Origin of the sequence: Streptosporangium lutulentum, from assembly GCF_030811455.1 — a bacterium.
Taxonomy (GTDB): domain Bacteria; phylum Actinomycetota; class Actinomycetes; order Streptosporangiales; family Streptosporangiaceae; genus Streptosporangium; species Streptosporangium lutulentum.
The window spans coordinates 10,254,750-10,271,292 of sequence record NZ_JAUSQU010000001.1 but is presented as its reverse complement, the minus strand read 5'-3'; the positions used below and the strand labels follow the sequence as shown (position 1 = coordinate 10,271,292).

Annotated in this window: 13 protein-coding genes and 2 tRNA genes; 6 read left to right on the top strand and 9 right to left on the bottom strand. The window is 67.1% G+C overall.

Features of this window, described 5'->3' with window-relative positions:
- Window positions 1-216: 216 nt before the first annotated feature.
- From clpX to J2853_RS46170, 5 genes are all read right to left on the bottom strand, one after another.
- Window positions 217-1,497 carry an ATP-dependent Clp protease ATP-binding subunit ClpX gene (clpX, locus tag J2853_RS46190; protein ID WP_307568457.1) on the bottom strand — a complete coding sequence of 427 codons (1,281 nt, stop codon included), beginning with the start codon at window positions 1,495-1,497 and terminating at the stop codon, window positions 217-219.
- Between the two features lie 193 nt (window positions 1,498-1,690).
- Window positions 1,691-2,335 (bottom strand): ATP-dependent Clp protease proteolytic subunit, encoded by a 645-nt coding sequence (locus J2853_RS46185; protein WP_089213729.1) that lies wholly within the window; start codon window positions 2,333-2,335, stop codon window positions 1,691-1,693.
- Window positions 2,336-2,346: 11 nt separating this feature from the next.
- Entirely contained in the window at window positions 2,347-2,991 is a 645-nt protein-coding gene (locus J2853_RS46180) for a ClpP family protease (protein WP_370879508.1), read from the bottom strand.
- 663 nt (window positions 2,992-3,654) lie between these two features.
- The gene (gene tig, locus J2853_RS46175; protein WP_307568453.1) at window positions 3,655-5,037 is read right to left on the bottom strand and encodes a trigger factor; all 1,383 of its coding nucleotides are present in this window, start codon (window positions 5,035-5,037) and stop codon (window positions 3,655-3,657) included.
- 208 nt (window positions 5,038-5,245) lie between these two features.
- Window positions 5,246-6,112, bottom strand: coding sequence for a Sco1979 family transcriptional regulator (locus J2853_RS46170; protein WP_307568451.1), 867 nt, complete (start codon window positions 6,110-6,112; stop codon window positions 5,246-5,248).
- A gap of 243 nt (window positions 6,113-6,355) precedes the next feature.
- Between J2853_RS46170 and J2853_RS46165 the strand changes: the two genes are divergently transcribed.
- Complete coding sequence (locus tag J2853_RS46165) at window positions 6,356-6,865, top strand: ATP-binding protein (RefSeq protein ID WP_307568449.1); 510 nt, start codon at window positions 6,356-6,358, stop codon at window positions 6,863-6,865.
- A 161-nt stretch (window positions 6,866-7,026) separates the two neighbouring features.
- Here J2853_RS46165 and J2853_RS46160 read toward each other — a convergent pair.
- Window positions 7,027-7,100, bottom strand: a tRNA-Pro gene (locus tag J2853_RS46160).
- An 89-nt stretch (window positions 7,101-7,189) separates the two neighbouring features.
- On the opposite strand from J2853_RS46160, the gene J2853_RS46155 reads away from it, so the two are divergent.
- Window positions 7,190-7,263: transfer RNA gene (locus J2853_RS46155), tRNA-Gly, on the top strand.
- A gap of 499 nt (window positions 7,264-7,762) precedes the next feature.
- Window positions 7,763-8,002, top strand: coding sequence for a hypothetical protein (locus J2853_RS46150; protein WP_307568447.1), 240 nt, complete (start codon window positions 7,763-7,765; stop codon window positions 8,000-8,002).
- Window positions 8,003-8,376: 374 nt separating this feature from the next.
- Here J2853_RS46150 and J2853_RS46145 read toward each other — a convergent pair whose 3' ends face one another.
- A complete protein-coding gene (locus J2853_RS46145) occupies window positions 8,377-8,886 on the bottom strand; it encodes a hypothetical protein (RefSeq protein ID WP_307568446.1) in 510 nt (169 codons plus the stop codon).
- A 195-nt stretch (window positions 8,887-9,081) separates the two neighbouring features.
- Entirely contained in the window at window positions 9,082-9,645 is a 564-nt protein-coding gene (locus J2853_RS46140; protein ID WP_307568444.1) for a hypothetical protein, read from the bottom strand.
- 391 nt (window positions 9,646-10,036) lie between these two features.
- On the opposite strand from J2853_RS46140, the gene J2853_RS46135 reads away from it, so the two are divergent.
- The 3 genes from J2853_RS46135 to J2853_RS46125 all read left to right on the top strand — a co-directional run bounded on the left by J2853_RS46135 (window position 10,037) and on the right by J2853_RS46125 (window position 14,874).
- Window positions 10,037-11,395, top strand: a complete 1,359-nt coding sequence (locus J2853_RS46135) for a TrpB-like pyridoxal phosphate-dependent enzyme (RefSeq protein WP_307568442.1) — start codon at window positions 10,037-10,039, stop codon at window positions 11,393-11,395.
- 153 nt (window positions 11,396-11,548) lie between these two features.
- Window positions 11,549-13,135: a phytoene desaturase family protein gene (locus J2853_RS46130; protein WP_307568440.1), complete on the top strand. Its 1,587-nt coding sequence runs from the start codon at window positions 11,549-11,551 to the stop codon at window positions 13,133-13,135.
- A gap of 44 nt (window positions 13,136-13,179) precedes the next feature.
- Window positions 13,180-14,874, top strand: a complete 1,695-nt coding sequence (locus J2853_RS46125; RefSeq protein WP_307568439.1) for an ATP-binding SpoIIE family protein phosphatase — start codon at window positions 13,180-13,182, stop codon at window positions 14,872-14,874.
- An 81-nt stretch (window positions 14,875-14,955) separates the two neighbouring features.
- On the opposite strand, the gene J2853_RS46120 is transcribed toward J2853_RS46125, so the two are convergent.
- The gene (locus J2853_RS46120; protein WP_307568437.1) at window positions 14,956-16,491 is read right to left on the bottom strand and encodes a choice-of-anchor I family protein; all 1,536 of its coding nucleotides are present in this window, start codon (window positions 16,489-16,491) and stop codon (window positions 14,956-14,958) included.
- Window positions 16,492-16,543: the final 52 nt, after the last annotated feature.

Sequence of the window (16,543 nt, the reverse complement as noted above, 5' to 3'; positions counted from 1 at the left end):
CCTCTCGATTCCGCCGGAAAGCAGGGCCGCCGGGCAGCCACGTCCTTGACGACCGGAGCCGCCGGAAATCCGGCGGCCGGAGACGGCACCACCGACGAACGGGGCGCGGGCCACGCGGGTCCAGGAGCCGGACGGGAAACAGCGACGCCCCCGCAGGATCTCCCTGCGGGGGCGCCGGCCGTACGAACCCGGTTGCTCGAACCGGGAACGTCGAAACTACGCGGACTTCTCGCGCGGTGGACGCTGCTGCTTGGTGAGCTGGTCCCGTGGCACGAGAGTCGGATAGACGTGCTCCAGCACCGACTCACGGGTGATGACGACACGCGCCACATCCTGCCGTGACGGCACCTCGTACATCACCGACAGGAGGACCTCCTCCAGGATCGCCCGCAGACCACGGGCGCCGGTGCCTCGCAGGATCGCCTGGTCGGCGATGGCCTCCAGGGCGTCGTCGGTGAACTCGAGCTCGACGTTGTCCAGCTCGAACAGTCGCCGGTACTGCTTCACCAGGGCGTTGCGCGGCACCGTGAGGATCTGGATGAGCGCCTCACGGTCGAGGTTGTGCACGCTCGTGATGACCGGGAGCCGGCCGACGAACTCGGGGATCATGCCGAACTTCAGCAGATCCTCGGGCATGACATCCCCGAAAATGTCGGAGTTGTCGACGTCTTCCTTGGATCGGATGATGGCATTGAATCCAATGCCCTTCCTGCCGACCCGGGACTCGATGATCTTCTCGAGGCCGGCGAAGGCCCCACCGCAGATGAACAGCACGTTGGTGGTGTCGATCTGGATGAACTCCTGATGCGGATGCTTGCGGCCACCCTGCGGCGGCACACTCGCGGTCGTGCCTTCCAGGATCTTCAGCAGGGCCTGTTGCACGCCCTCGCCGGAGACATCCCTGGTGATCGACGGATTCTCGCTCTTACGAGCGATCTTGTCGACCTCGTCGATGTAGATGATGCCGGTCTCGGCCTTCTTGACGTCGTAGTCAGCGGCCTGGATCAGCTTGAGAAGTATGTTTTCGACGTCTTCGCCCACATAGCCCGCCTCCGTCAAGGCGGTGGCGTCGGCGATGGCGAACGGAACGTTCAACATCTTCGCCAACGTCTGGGCGAGCAGCGTCTTGCCGGAACCCGTGGGGCCCAGGAGCAAGATATTGGACTTGGACAGTTCGAGACCGTCGTCACGCCCGCGCTCACCGGACTGCACCCGTTTGTAGTGGTTGTAAACCGCCACCGAGAGAGCCTTCTTCGCCTGGTCCTGACCGATGACGTAGGCGTCGAGGAACTCGTAGATCTCCCTCGGCTTCGGCAGACTGTCCCACTTGAGTTCGGAGGACTCGCTGAGCTCCTCCTCGATGATCTCGTTGCAGAGATCGATGCACTCATCACAGATGTATACGCCGGGCCCGGCGATGAGCTTCTTGACCTGCTTTTGGCTCTTTCCGCAGAAAGAACACTTCAGTAGGTCTCCCCCGTCGCCGATGCGTGCCACCCCAGATACTCCTTTGCGTGGGACCGCCCTGGCTGCCGCGGTCCGTTTCTTCCGACCGGCCCGATACCCGGTGCGAAAAGTCATCCCGCTCAGGTTTCGACGTTACCGTCTTCTGAGCCCATAGTGAGCCCCCTAGCGGCGAGTCGCACCGGAACGTGCCCGATTGGGCACGGTTCCGGTGCGATATGCCTCATTACGAGGCTATGGCCTTGGCGAGCTTCTTGCGAGACGGGATGATGTCGTCGATCAGCCCGTACGCCTTGGCTTCCTCGGCGTCAAGGATCTTGTCGCGCTCGATGTCCTTGCGGATCTCGGCGGCGGTCTTGCCCGAGTGCTTCGACAGGATCCCCTCCATCTGCGAGCGCATCCGAAGGATCTCCCGCGCCTGGATCTCGATGTCGCTTCCCTGGCCGCCGCCCTCGGTGGAGGGCTGGTGGATCAGGAGGCGGGCGTTCGGCAGGGCGAACCGCTTGCCCGGCGTGCCGCCGGCCAGCAGGACCGCCGCGGCCGAGGCCGCCTGACCGAGACAGACCGTCTGGATCTCCGGCCGGACGAACTGCATCGTGTCGTAAATCGCCGTCATGGCGGTGAAGGAACCACCGGGCGAGTTGATGTAGATGCTGATGTCGCGGTCGGGGTCGAGCGACTCCAGTGTCAGCAACTGCGCCATGACGTCGTTGGCTGACGCGTCGTCCACCTGCACGCCGAGGAAGATGATGCGATCCTCGAACAGCTTGGCGTACGGGTTCATCTCCCGCATGCCGTACGACGTGCGCTCGGTGAAGGACGGAAGAACGTAGCGGCCGTTGATATCTCCCGGCCGGATCAACTCACTCACCTTGTGCCCTTTCAGGAGACGGCGCCCGCTGAGGGCACCTGCCGCGCGCTCCGGACGACCTGGTCGATGAAGCCGTAGTCCTTGGCCTCCTCGGCCGTGAACCAACGGTCACGGTCGGAGTCGGCTTCGACCTGTTCGAGCGCCTGGCCGGTGTGGAAGGCGATGCGCTCGGCAAGAGTCTTCTTGACGTAGAGCATCTGCTCCGCCTGGATGGCGATGTCGGCGGCGGTGCCCCCGATGCCACCGGACGGCTGGTGCATCATGATGCGAGCGTGCGGCAGGGCGTAACGCTTGCCCGGTGCGCCGGCGCAGAGGAGGAACTGCCCCATGGAGGCGGCCAGACCCATCGCAACCGTGCACACGTTGTTCGGCACGTATTCCATCATGTCGTAAATCGCCATGCCGGCAGTCACCGATCCGCCTGGCGAGTTGATGTAGAGCCAGATGTCTCGGTCGGGATCATCCGCCGCGAGCAGGAGCAGCTCGGCACAGATTCGGTTGGCGATATCGTCATTGACCTGGGTGCCCAGCACGATGATGCGCTCACGCAGCAGCCGCTGGTAGAGCTGGTCTTCGAGCCTGAACGAGCCATTCGGCTGGCTCATCGACTCGGGCCCGGAGCCGGTCGGCTGGTAGAAGGTCGGCGGGCTGGTCACAGCGTCACCTTCCGATGCGTCGTAATCGATTGGCTTTGCTTGTGACCTTAACGCGCGCCGCCTACCGGACATGCCCCCTCAACGTGCTGTTCGCTGACGGCGCATGCTCCCCACCAGGTTTCCGGCCGCGTCAAAGGGGCCTCACAAGCCACTTCACACCCGCGCACGCCTGGCGTGTCGGCGTTATCCCGGATCTTCACACGCGGTCCGCGGAACTCATCTCATCCCGGCGTGAACTGCTCGTTTCCGGCCCGCGGTCTCGTTTTCCCGTCCTCGCCCCGGCAAGCACCCTCCGGGGCGGGCAGGAAGGCCGCCCGCGGCCTCCGAGGAGGTCCGGGTGCCCATCGGCCCGCGACGGCGGTTCTCGTACGGACCGTCCGGCCGTCCGCGCGCTCCACGAGACGGCGACGCGCCGACAGCGGCCGTGAACGCCGGGTACGGCCCCGGCACCGCGGGGGTGGGCTCCGGGTGTCGAAACGTCCCTCCCGGGCGCCGAGCCCCGGTCCTGGCGCCCGGGAGGGACGTAGGCCACAGCGACGCGGAAGGCCCCATCGCGCGAGGCCCCGTGTGGAACGAGGACCCGGTGGACGGAAAACCCCCGCCGTGCGGACACGGCGGGGGTTTCACGAGCGTCGCGTGCGTCGCTCCTGTCGCGGCGAGAACCTACTTCGCGTCCTCGGTCTCGGTCTCGGCCTCGGCGGGCTCCTCGACGACCTCTTCACCGTTGATCTCGGTGTAGATGGCCTTGAGGTCGACCTCGTTGCCGGCCTCGTCGGTCACCTTCGCGGCATCACCGACGACGCTCTTGGCCTTGTCGCGGACGATCTCGACCATGGCCAGCGTGAGCTGGTCGTTGTCGGCCAGGTGCTGGGCGAGCGTGTTCGGGGCGACGTTCATCTGCATGGCGCGGCGCACCACGAAGTCGGTCAGCTCCTGCTCGCTGACACCGAGCTCCTCGGCCTTGACGATCTTGTCGAGGACGAAGCCGGTCTTGAGCGCCTTGGCGGCGCTCTCGTCGAACTCCGCGAAGCGCTCCTCCTCGGTGGTCTGGTAGAGGCGGTAGTACGCCTCCTTGCTCAGGCCACTCTCGGCGATCTGGTGCTCGAGGTTGTGCTTACGGTTGTTGACCTCCACCGTGAGCGCGCTCTCCGGCAGCGGGATGTCGATCTTGCCGAGCAGGGCGTCCAGGGCGTTCTCGCGAGCCTGGACCACCTGGTCGATCAGCTTGTTGCGACGGGCCTGCTCGCGGATGCTGTCCTTGAGCTCGTCGAGGCTGTCGAACTCGCTGGCGAGCTGGGCGAACTCGTCGTCCAGCTCGGGGAGGACCTTCTCCTTGACGTTCTTGATGGTGATCGTGACCACGGCGTCCTCGCCGGCGTTCTCGCCGCCGACCAGGTTGGTGGTGAAGTCCTTGGTCTCACCGGCGGACATGCCGACCAGCGCGTCGTCCAGGCCCTGCAGCACCGAGCCGGCGCCGACCTCGTAGGAGACGTCGTTGGCCTGCTGCTCCTCGATGTTCACACCGTCGATCGCGGCGGCGAGGTCCATGACGACGTAGTCGCCGTTGGCGGCGGGGCGCTCGACACCGGTCAGCGTCGCGAACCGCTGGCGAAGGGCGTCCAGCTGAGTGTCGATGTCCTCGTCCGAGACCTCGGATACGGGGACGGTGATCTCAAGGCCCTGGTAGTCGGGAACGTCGAAGTTGGGACGGATGTCCACCTCGGCGGTGAACTCGACCTGCTCACCGTCCTCGATCTTGGTGACCTCGATGTCCGGCTGGCTGACCGGGAAAATGTCACTTTCGTCGACGGCCTGGCCGTACAGCTTGGGCACCGCGTCGTTGAGGGTCTCCTCCAGCACCACTGCACGGCCGAAACGCTGCTCGATGATCCGAGCCGGAACCTTGCCGGGGCGGAACCCGGGAACGCGCACCTGCTGCGCGACCTTCTTGTACGCCGCCTGCAGGCTCTCGCCGAGCTCCTCGAACGGCACCTCGACAGTGAGCCTTACCCGGGTCGGGCTGAGCTCCTCGACAGCGGTCTTCACGGGGTGGTCTCCTTGATAAAGCTTCGAGTGATCGCGGGCGCGTCAAGTCGTACGGCTACCGCGGCAAGCTCGCGCGCCGCGCCCACATGAGCGGCACCGGGCACAGCCATTGATACATGCGAGATTAGGGCATGCTCCACTGCGGCGGGTGTCCAGCGCCCGCTGGCCAGTCTAGGGCAGACCCATACCTCAGAGCGACCTCGGCCGTTCAGGCGTCCTTAATGATCCGGCGCAGGATGTCGTTCGTCTCGCCCGGAGTGGTGCTGACCGCGCACAAACGTTCCATGACCTCGCTGTAGCGGTCGACGTCCTCACGCTTGTCGAGGTAGAGGGCGCTGGCGAGCTGCTCGACGTAGACCACGTCGGGAAGCTCGTTGTCGTTGAAACGCAGCACGCTGAAGGCGCCGCCCTCGGCGCTGTGACCGCCGAAGCTGAACGGCATCACCTGAATCGTGATGTTCGGTTGCCGCATGAGGTCCAGCAGCCGCTCCAGCTGTGCCCGCATCACCTCCGCGCCGCCGATGGGGCGTCGCAGCGCGGCCTCGTCGATGACCGCCCAGAAGAAGGGACCGTCGGGCTGTTCGAGCACCCGCTGGCGCTCCATCCGCAGGTCGACGCGGCGTGCGATCTCCTCGGGCGCGACACCCGCGCTCCCCGCGGTGATGACCGCCCTGGCGTACTCCTGCGTCTGCAGCAGGCCCGGCACGAACTGCACCTCGTAGGTGCGGATCCGGGAGGCCGCCTCCTCCAGCCCGACGTAGGTCTGGAACCACGAGGGCAGCAGGTCGTTGAAGCGATGCCACCAGCCGGGCTCGTTCGCTCTGAGCAGGAGGTCCATGACCGCCGACCGCACCCCCTCGGCCTCCACGCCGTAGAAGGTGAGCAGATCCGCCACATCACGCTCTCTCAGCCCGACCCGTCCGAGTTCCATCCTGCTGATCTTGGATTCGGAACCACGGATGAGATGTCCGGCCTCTTCCCGCGAGAGCCCCTTGGCCTCACGCAGGCGACGCAGTTGGGATCCCAGGAGAATACGTAGAGCTGTGGGACCTGATCCCGATTGAACCTGCGTCACTTCGCCTCCCTCTGCACTTGGGCCAGCGCACACAGTGTCACTACTTCCGGCCACTATGACAAGGTCTGAACTCGACGCCCGATTCACCAAGTTACCGGAGCGAGCGATCATGCTGCTGCACATTGCAGCTGCACGTGCATTTGGGTCTTGCAGCCGACGTTCCCGTGACCCATGATGGCCTAGTGCATATTGGGCTTAAGGTGCACAAGCTCTTAAAACTCACAACTGGTGCGGAGACTCACGATGACAGCGGGAGGTACCGGCAGGATGGTGGAGGAGCCAAAATCGGCTGCCGCCTACCTGCGGGCGACCCGCGAGGGCGGCTTCGACGATCTCCTTGCGGCCAACGGTTCGGACGCCACCGCGTGTCCGCTCCCCCGGCAGGCCGATTCCGTGAGGACCGCCCGGGACGTGACCCGCTCCACGCTGCGCGCTTGGGGCTTGGCATCGCTCAGCGATGACGCAGCGTTAGTGGTTTCGGAACTAGTCACTAATGCGGTCCGCTACGCATTGTGCCCGCCCAGCCGGGCCGAGACCACACCGATCACCCTGGTGCTGCTGCGCCTCTCCCCCCACGTACTCCTCGCCGTGGCCGATCCCAGCGACGAGATCCCCACTCCCAAGGAACCGGACTTCATCTCGGAGAACGGCAGGGGCCTCTACATCGTGGAGACCTACAGCGAGTGCTGGGGCTGGGACCACCTCAACCGCGGCGGCAAGGCCGTCTGGGCCCTCTTCAGCGGCACCGTCTGAGCCGCCCGCTCCCCGTACGGCACCATCACCTTCCCCCCGCGCGGCCTCCGACGCCGTGACCGGCCGCGGCCGGTCACGGCGGTTGCCACCCGGCCGGTCACCCAGAACGCGAAGAGGGCCGCTCCCGATGATCGGAAGCGGCCCTGCCTCGTACTGTCCTGTCGGGGTGACAGGATTTGAACCTGCGGCCCCCTGCTCCCAAAGCAGGTGCGCTACCAAGCTGCGCCACACCCCGGTAAGTCGCGTACGCGTATGCTCCGGAACTCCGGTACGCTTACGCCTTGTCGAACGGAAGAAGTCTAGACCAGACTGACACCGGCTCGTGCGGACGTAGCTCAATGGTAGAGCCCCAGTCTTCCAAACTGGCTACGCGGGTTCGATTCCCGTCGTCCGCTCCAAATGGCGAAAGGCCAGGTCAACCGGCATACGGAGACCTGGCCTTTTGTTATTCAGGGACGTTTTTCCGACCTTCCGTGCCACCTGCGCGCCATTAACCTTTTTTTCGTCTCTCGGCGTGGCCTTCTCACGTGCCCCCTGAGCGCCCGTCCCGGTCTCGACCGGCGTGCCGACGGTTCGACGCCGCTCGCGCCGAGGCGTGCCCCGCGCGCGTCATCGGCTCCTTGAGGCTTGCCCCATCGGCCGCCGCCGGGGTGTCGCCGACGTAGCCGGGGCCGCGCCACCGCTCGGGGAGTGAGAGCTTCGCATGCCGCGCCGCTCGTCCGGCCCGGCACGGCCATCGCGCTCTCCGCCGGGACCACGACCTGGACAAGCGCCGGAGGCGGCCTCGTCCGCCCCTCGGCCGGCATTCGCGCCGGCCGATCACGTCTTCTACTGTCAGCGGTAGCGGGTGTGTGTTTCGCGCCCCTCCGCGCAGAACGGCAGAGGAGGAGAAGCACGGTGAACGCATTCACATGGGTCCTTGTTGTGGTGTTCGGCGGGGCGGCCGTGATCTGGATCCGGGACATCCTGAAGTCCCGTCGCGAGCCGGGCCGGATCCGGACGCACGTGCCTTCAAGCCTCTTGAGGGGTGCCCGTCTCGATCACATGGGCGGCCGCCCCGACGGCATCATGCTCCTGGACCAGGAAGCCCGGCACGCTCGCGAGCACGAAGCCAGGAACCGGCCGACCGGGGCTTGAGTCCTCGCCCTGACTCCCGGGTGACGGCGGCGGGCCGCTGACGGAGCAGCGGCGACGGGGTTCCCCGATCTCCTTCGTCTCCGCGCGCCTTCGGCGGGGGCCTCGGGCTCCGGGATGATCGATGTTCCACGGCCGGAACCGGGGAGGTGATGGCGAAAGGCCAGGTCACCCCACCTACGGGTGACCTGGCCTTTCGATTTTCGTCTGACTTTTCCCTGCTTCCAGCTCGCTACCCGCCCAATGGGTTTTTCCCGGGTTCGGCGGGTGAAGCCGTGAATTCCTCCCCGTGCGGGTCCGTGATCATCCGGTCACCGGCCGGTGGGGCATGCCGTGGTTCGACGATGCCCGCGAGCGGTTTCCGGTGAGCGCGGCGATCAGCTGGGGAAGTCCTTCGGGTTGACGCCGCTCGTTCTGGCGTTGCCGCCCTTGACCGTGTTCAGGGTCAGCTCCCAACCACTCGTACGGGTCGCGCTCGTGGTGAACGTCAACTGCCTGTCGAAGCGCTGGTAAGAGGCGCTCCGGGCGAACCTGCCCTTGGAGGTGCTGAACCTGTAACCGCTGGTGAAGTAGATCCGGTAGGTGCCGTCTCTGACATCGTCGACGGTCGCCTTCGACTTTGCCCGGACGAAGACACTGATCGCCTTGGTCTTGCCGCGGACGAGAGTGACGACAGCGTCCTTGGTGGTGCCGTTCTTGACCCGGAGAATACCCTGGCCACCGCTGATGCGGTCGTAGAGAATCTTGCCGTTGGCGGGCCGCGCGGCCGCCTCGGCCCAGGAGACTGCGGAGGACTCCTGGGTCGTGGCACTGGCCGGGCTGGAGGCGTAACCAGCCAGGAGAACGGATGTGAGGATCGCTCCTGCGATGGGGCGTAAAGAAACCATTTCGCAAATATGGCGAATCGGCCGTAGGCGCGTCAACGGATAATGCGTCTACCGGAAAATGTTCAGATTCCGTCTATCACCTGAAAACGGAAGCGGAAACGGCTCCCTCTCGTGAATCCGTCGGCCGTGCGGCGCGCCGTCCACGCGGACCGGGCAGAGATGGGCCTCCATCTGCCCTAAATGGCCCAGAAAGCACTAAGAGGAACCAGCGCACACCTCTGTCGACAAAACGGCCTGCCAGGGCGTGCCGGCCTGCCTCCCCTCGCGACCCGAATCGAGCGCCTGAAGGGGGGCGTAGACGGTCTTCTGGACGCCGGAGACCTCCACGCGGACAGGGATCGGCCAGTCTCCCCTCGGGACGGCCGCACAATCGACGATCTTGTACTTCAGACTGAAGCCGAGACTCCGGTCGGGGTGGAGCACCTGGGCGTCCTGCTTCTCGGGAGACAGCAACGTCAGCCCCGGCCCGCTCCGGCCGATCCCCACGATCGTCACGGGCTCCCGGCTCTTGCTCTTCATGTCCATGATGACGGTGAACTGCCGGAACGATCCGTCCGAGCCCTGGACGGACTCCGTCGAGGTCCCCGTCATCTCCAGATCGAAGCCCGGAGGGACCGGCGCGTCCGGCGATGATCGTGAAGCACCGATCGCGGCGGAAACGTGGGGCAGTGGCAGCAGGCCACACGCCGAGGCGAGCACCAGGGCGGAGGCGACGCCGTGCGACCTGAGACGCCGGTTACCACGTGTTACCTGAGTCATACCAGTAATAATTCACCTTTATCGCCACAAACAACCTCATGCCACAGCTAGACCACTCCCAACAATTACGGATAAACCCCTCGGAGCGGATCTACCGAAGCACGGAGCGTCGGCCACACCGTGCGGGACCGGCCGCATTTCCCACTCCATCAAATCGCCTAAATCATCTTATTTCTCCCTATAGGGCTCAGGCCCGCGGAGCGGTGACCGGAAGGAAAGCCCAAACGGGGGACTACGCCGGGTAATGGGGGTGACACTGGATGGATCAACAGCCTCGTCCGAGGCCTCGCGAACCGCCACGGCCGCCCGACCACAGCGACAGACCCCGCCCAGCACCGTCCCCGGCTCCTCCCGGCCCCGGAGGACCGGCCCTCGCAACCGGAGGTAATCGATGAACGACGCCGTCCGAGTCCTGCTCGACGAGTCCCGGATCCCCCGCAACTGGTACAACATCGTGGCCGACCTGCCCGCTCCGCCTCCACCGCCGCTGCGTCCGGACACGTTACGACCGGTCGGCCCGGACGATCTCGCGCCGCTGTTCCCGATGGAACTGATCGACCAGGAGATCACCTCCGAGCGCTTCGTCACGATCCCCCCGAGCGTCCGCGACGTCTACCGCCTCTGGCGGCCGACCCCGCTGATCCGCGCCCGCAGGCTGGAACGCGATCTCGGCACCCCCGCGAAGATCTACTACAAGTACGAAGGCGGTTCTCCCTCGGGGTCGCACAAACCGAACACCGCCGTTCCCCAGGCCTACTACAACGCGCAGCAGGGGGTCAGGCGCCTGACCACGGAGACCGGAGCGGGCCAGTGGGGCTCGGCCCTGGCGTTCGCCTGCGCGCAGTACGGCATCGAGTGCGAGGTCTGGATGGTCCGCGCCTCCCACGACCAGAAACCGCACCGCGGAAGCCTGATGCGGATGTACGGGGCGACCGTGCACGCGAGCCCGTCCTCGGTGACCGCGGCGGGCAGCCGGATCCTGGCCGACCACCCGGACTCGCCGGGCAGCCTCGGCATCGCGATCAGCGAGGCCGTCGAGGCGGCGGCGGCGAACCCGGACTTCCGTTACGCGCTGGGCAGCGTGCTGAACCACGTCCTGCTCCATCAGACGGTGATCGGCGAGGAGGCGCTCGAGCAGATGGCCGCGTTCGGCGAGGTGCCGGATCTGATCGTGGGCTGCGCGGGCGGCGGTTCCAACTTCGCCGGGCTGACCTTCCCCTTCCTCCGGGAGAAACTGGCCGGGCGGATGAACCCGGTGATCCGGGCCGTCGAGCCCGAGGCCTGCCCCTCGCTCACCCGAGGCACCTACGCCTACGACTTCGGCGACGCCGCCGGGCTCACCCCGCTGCTGAAGATGCACACGCTGGGCCACGACTTCGTGCCCGATCCGATCCACGCGGGCGGTCTGCGCTACCACGGCATGTCGCCCCTGCTCTCACACATCTACGAGCTGGGGTTGTTCGAGGCGTCGGCCATGGGCCAGACCGAGTGTTTCGAGGCGGGGCTGCGTTTCGCCAGAACCGAGGGGATCGTCCCGGCGCCCGAACCGGCCCACGCGCTGGCCGAGGTCGTCGCCGAGGCGCTCCGGTGCAAGGAGACGGGTGAGCCCAAGGTCCTGCTGACCACGCTGTGCGGGCACGGGCACTTCGATCTGAACGCCTACGACCGCTATCTGTCCGGGCAGATGGAGGACTTCCCGCTTCCCCAGGAGCAGATCGACGCGGCGCTGGCCGGCCTGCCCACCCTGTAGCCCGGCGTGACCTCCAACCCCTCCACTCCCTCTATGACCAGTAAGCCCCACTAGATCCAGAAATATCCATGAATCTCGGCCAAACAAGGGCGGCGAAACTAGATCATTCTTTACAATCCTCCCTAAAAGCAGCCAAAGTGGCCTGGAGGGAACGTGACGGAGTTCGACGGCGTCATCGTGGGCGGAGGCCACAACGGGCTGACGTGCGCCGCCTACCTCGCCAAGGCGGGCTTATCCGTCGCGGTCGTGGAGCGCAACGACGAGGCCGGGGGTGGCTGCACCACCCAGGAGTTGACCCTTCCCGGCTTCCGGCACAACACCCACAGCAGCTATCACTTCCTGGAGGAGGGCCCGGTCCCCGGCGACCTGGAACTCCAGCGGTACGGCCTGCGGTACGTCTATCCCGAGACCCAGCACGCCACGATCTTCAGGGACGGCCGTGCGATCACGGTCTACACCGATCCCAAGCGCACCGCCGAGTCCATGGCCCGCTTCTCCAGGGCCGACGCCGACCGGTGGCTGGAGCTGTACGAGCGCTACGCCGAGGCGGCCAGGGGCCTGATGAACGGCTTCCTCTACTCCAAGCCGCTGCCCCCGCCCGTGCTCGCCGAGCAGGTCAAGGGCGACCTCGGCCGCGACCTGATGAGCTACATGCCCCTGTCGCTGTACGAGGCCGTGGACAGGAACTTCGAGAGCGAGCAGGTCAGAGCACTGTTCAAGTCCTTCCTGCACGCGATCTCGATCGAGAACGTGCCCGGCACCGGCGCTTTCTTCCCCCGGCTGCTCTCTCGCATCGCGCGCCTCGGCGTGCCCGTGGGCGGGGCGGGGAACGTGGCGAGCGCGCTGCGCGCCGTCATCGAGGAGCACGGCGGCACGGTGGTCACCGGCGCTCACGTCGAGCGGATCCTCCTCGACGACGGCCGGGCCACCGGTGTCAGGCTGGCCACGGGTGAGGTCCTGCGGGCCCGGCGGTTCGTGGCCAGCTCCGTGGACGCCCCCCAGACGGTGCGGCTGGCCGGTCCGGAGAACTTCGGCGCCGAGATCGCGAGCAAGATCGAGAACTACAAGTGGGCCGGGCACAGCCTGGTCACCCTCCATCTGGCGCTCCAGGAGCCGCCGCGCTACACGGCCGCCGAGTTCGAGCCCGATGTGGACCGGGCCTTCCTGGTCGTGCTCGGCGCCGACGACAGCGAGCAGCTCGGCCGTACCTTCGACCAGATCCACGACGGACGCTTACCCGACCGGCTGGCGGGCAACGGCGCGTGCCCGTCGCTGTTCGACCCCTCGTACGCGCCGGACGGAAAGCACGTGGCGTTCTGGTGGCCCTGGGCGCCGTACGACCTCGACGGGGACGCGGCGAACTGGGACCACAGGCGCGAGGAGGTGGGAGAGCGGCTGCTCGCCGAGTGGTCCGAGTACGCCCCCAACCTCGCCGGAGGCACCGTCCTCGGCAAGCGGGTCTTCTCCCCGCTCGACATCGAGCGGCACTGCGTCAACATGGTGCGCGGCAGCCATCACGTGGGCGCGTACGAACCCTCGCAGCTGGGCGGCAACCGGCCGGTTCCCGAGATGGGCCGGTACAGGACCCCGATCGACGGCCTCTACCTCTGCGGCGCCAGCAGCCACCCCGGCGGCTCGGTCTCCGCGGCCCCCGGATACAACGGCGCCAACGCCATCGCCGAAGACCTCCAACTGGACACCTGGTGGACCCCGGTGCCGGCACCCCGGTGGAGCGAGTGAAGCCACGTTTCGTCACCAAGGACCCAGCGACGCCAGGCTTTCGAATGAGCAGCCCCGCCTCACTGCACGAGCAGCTCTCCATGCTCAACGCGGCGAGCAAACGAATCGGCAGCACCCTGGACATGTTCGAGACCGGCAGGGAGCTGATGGATCTCGCCGTACCGCGTTTCGCGGACGCGGCGGGCATCCTGGTGCAGGACCGGCTGGTGACCGAGGGTGAGTTCCCGCAGCGCAGCACCGACGGCACCGCGCCGGTGCGGAGGATCGCGGTCGGCGTGTCCGACCCCTCGCCCGGCGTGTACGCCAACGCGTTCCCGGTGGACGAGGTCGCCGTCTACGAGGCCTGGACGCCCTACGCCCGATGCATGGCCACCGGCAACCCCATCCTCTACCCCCGTCTGGGCCGCCGGACGGCCGAGGAGATCGGGCGGTTCTGGAAGCGCGACTCGGTCTCCAGCGTGCTGGAGGACAGCTCCTTCCTGGTGGTCCCGCTGAAGGCGCGCGGGCAGGTGCTCGGCTTCGTCATCTTCACCCGCAGACCCGACAGCCACCCCTTCGACGAGCAGGACGTGAACCTCGCCGAGGAACTGGCGGCCAGGACCGGCGTCTGCATCGACAACGCCCGGCTCTACAGCCGTGAGCGCCGTACCGCGCTGACCCTGCAGAGCAGCCTGCTCCCCGTCGACCTCTACCAGCCGCTGGGCCTGACGATCGCCTCCCGCTACCTGCCCGCGAGCGATCTGGTGGGGGTGGGCGGCGACTGGTACGACGTGATCCCGCTGCCCGGTTGCCGGGTCGCGCTCGTGGTCGGCGACGTCATGGGACACGGCATCAGGGCCGCCGCCACGATGGGTCAGCTCCGTACGGCCGCGCGCACACTGGCCAGCATGGACCTGAGCCCGGCCGACGTGCTGTTCCGGCTCAACCGGATGAGCCAGGACCTGGACGCCAGCCAGATCGCGACGTGCGTGTACGCCACCTACGACCCGGTGACACAGCTCTGCGAGATAGCGTGCGCGGGGCACGTGCCGCCGATCCTGGTACGGCCGGGCGGCGAGACCGAGCTGCTTGAGCTGCCTCCCGGGCTCCCCCTGGGCATCGGCAACGAACCGGCCGAGATGCGCGAGTTCACCCTCCCGCACGGCACCGTCCTGGCCTTCTACACCGACGGCCTGGTGGAGAGCCGCGACCGGGACATCGACGAGGGCATCAGCGCGCTGCGCGGCCTGCTCTCCGGCCAGGACCAGGACCTGGAAGAGGTCTGCGACCTGACGATAAGCGCGCAGCGTCCGGGACACGAGCGTGACGACATCGCCCTCATGCTGGCGAGGGTGTGCGAGCTCACCGAGAACGAGGTCGTGGAGCTCAGCCTTCCCCCCGAGCCCATCTCCGCCTCGAAGGCCCGCCGTTTCATCCGCAGCACGCTCACCGGCTGGGGGCTGTCCTCGATCGCCGACAACACGGAGCTCATGGTCAGCGAGCTGGTCGCCAACGCGATCGAGCACGGTCACGGCCAGGTCGAGTTGCGTCTGCTGCGCGGTCCCACCCTGCTCTGCGAGGTGTCCGACCACTCCCCCGACGTGCCGGTCATGCGTGAGGCCTCCACCACCGACGACACCGGCCGCGGGCTCTACCTCATCAACTGGCTCGCCCACCGCTGGGGCTCGCGCATGACCCCGAAGGGCAAGATCGTCTGGGTGGAACAGAGACTGCCGTGGGGCCCTCCCCCTGCGGGGTGAGGGCTCCACGGCAGGACCGTCGGCGCACCGGGGTGCGGCGGGCTCACACGAAGTGCCCGCCGCTCCCCGGTGTCACCGGGTTCAGCGAATCTCGTAGATCGCGGTGGTGCCGCTGATCTCGTTGCCGACCACCAGCAGCGGGCGGGAGATCGGGCTCTGCGAGGCGGGGACGAACAGCACGCCCTCGGGACCGGAGTCCCCCGCGTCGCCGTCCTCGATCGAACCGGCGAAGTCACGGGTGTTGACGTAGTCGGCCAGGCGCGGCGCGCGGGGGTCGCTCACGTCGTAGGCGACGATCCCGCCGACCCTCTCCAGCCCCGCGAAGGCGTAGGTACGGCCTCGAACCTCACCGACCGTGACGCCCTCGGGCTCGGGGCCCTTGTTGTCGCTGCGGGTGTCGAAGGTTCCGTTCTCCTCGTTGTCGCCGTTGAAGTCGGCGGGCAGCTCCTTGGCCACCAGCCGCTCCAGCTGGTCGCCCGAGTCCCAGACGAGCTTTCCCGAGGCGGACCTGATCGAGATCGAGCGGGCGCCGAACGTGCGCAGCTCGGTGTAGGCGCCGCTCGCGTCCTTGGGCGAGTCGGCGGCCACGTTCAGCCTGCCGAGCTCGGAGTCCTTCTTCAGGGCCTCGGCGCCGGGCATCGCGAGGTTCAGCGACTTCACCCGGACCTCGTCGGCGTAGCAGTCCCACTCGCGCCCGTCGCCCTCGTTGGCGGTGACCAGGTAGGTCTGCCCGCGGTCGCGGAAGTGCGCGATCCCGTCGGGCTGGTACATGCCCTTCACGGGGTGGGACCGGATGTCGGTCTTCCCGTCCTCGTCGGAGGCGTCGAAGCCGCTCTTGGACCAGTCCTTGAGCCCCAGCGGGACGACGTCACGGACCTGCGCCCGGTCCAGGTCCACGATCGCGAGCGCGTTGTTCTCCTGAAGGGTCACATAGGCCGTGTCCCCGTCCACCGTGATGTACTCCGGCTCCAGGTCCTGGGCGGCCGTGGCGTTCGGGCCGGAGATCCGGACGCCCTTGGCCCGCAGCGCCCCGGCGTCGAACTTCTTGAACCCCGCGGTCTTCACCGTCCAGCGGCGCAGGTCCACGATGCTGACCGAACCCTCCGGGTCGACGGTCTTCCCCTCGCAGTACGAGGACGGCTCGCCCTCGGCGGCCACGACCGCGCGGCGGCCGTCCGGGGTGAAGGTCACCATGTCGGGCAGCGCGCCGACGGTCACCTGCTTCAGCTTCTTGCCGGTTTTGGCGTCGAAGAAGGCGACGCTGCCCGGGTCGGTCTTGACCGCGGCCTGCTGGGCCACGGCGACCAGACCGTTCTGGACCGCGACGCTGTTGGCGCCGGGGGTGGCCAGGGTGGAGACCTTGCGCGGCTTGCGCGGGTCGCTGATGTCGAGCACGTCGATGGTGCCGGCCTGCGCGTTCACGACGAATACCCGCCGGGTCCGAGCGTCGTACGCGGTGATCTCGGAGGCGCCGGTGGCGAAGCTTCCCGTGGCGTATCGGCCGAGGAAAGAAAGCTTGATGCCGCCGTGGCCGGACTCGGCCACGGCAGCGGAGGGGAGTAACAACAGGCCGGTGACCACGGCAGCGGTCAGAGGGGTGAAGGTCATGTTGCGCATGAGGTGAATTTTTACGAAATATCATGGCCGGTTGCTGACAGTGAAATGACCT

Excerpts from the sequence above, each read along its gene's own strand:
- J2853_RS46125 (WP_307568439.1), top strand. The coding sequence starts at position 13,180 with ATGAGCAGCCCCGCCTCACTGCACGAGCAGCTCTCCATGCTCAACGCG.
- J2853_RS46165 (WP_307568449.1), top strand. The coding sequence starts at position 6,356 with ATGACAGCGGGAGGTACCGGCAGGATGGTGGAGGAGCCAAAATCGGCT.
- J2853_RS46140 (WP_307568444.1), bottom strand. The coding sequence starts at position 9,645 with ATGACTCAGGTAACACGTGGTAACCGGCGTCTCAGGTCGCACGGCGTC.
- J2853_RS46135 (WP_307568442.1), top strand. The coding sequence starts at position 10,037 with ATGAACGACGCCGTCCGAGTCCTGCTCGACGAGTCCCGGATCCCCCGC.
- J2853_RS46145 (WP_307568446.1), bottom strand. The coding sequence starts at position 8,886 with ATGGTTTCTTTACGCCCCATCGCAGGAGCGATCCTCACATCCGTTCTC.
- J2853_RS46120 (WP_307568437.1), bottom strand. The coding sequence starts at position 16,491 with ATGCGCAACATGACCTTCACCCCTCTGACCGCTGCCGTGGTCACCGGC.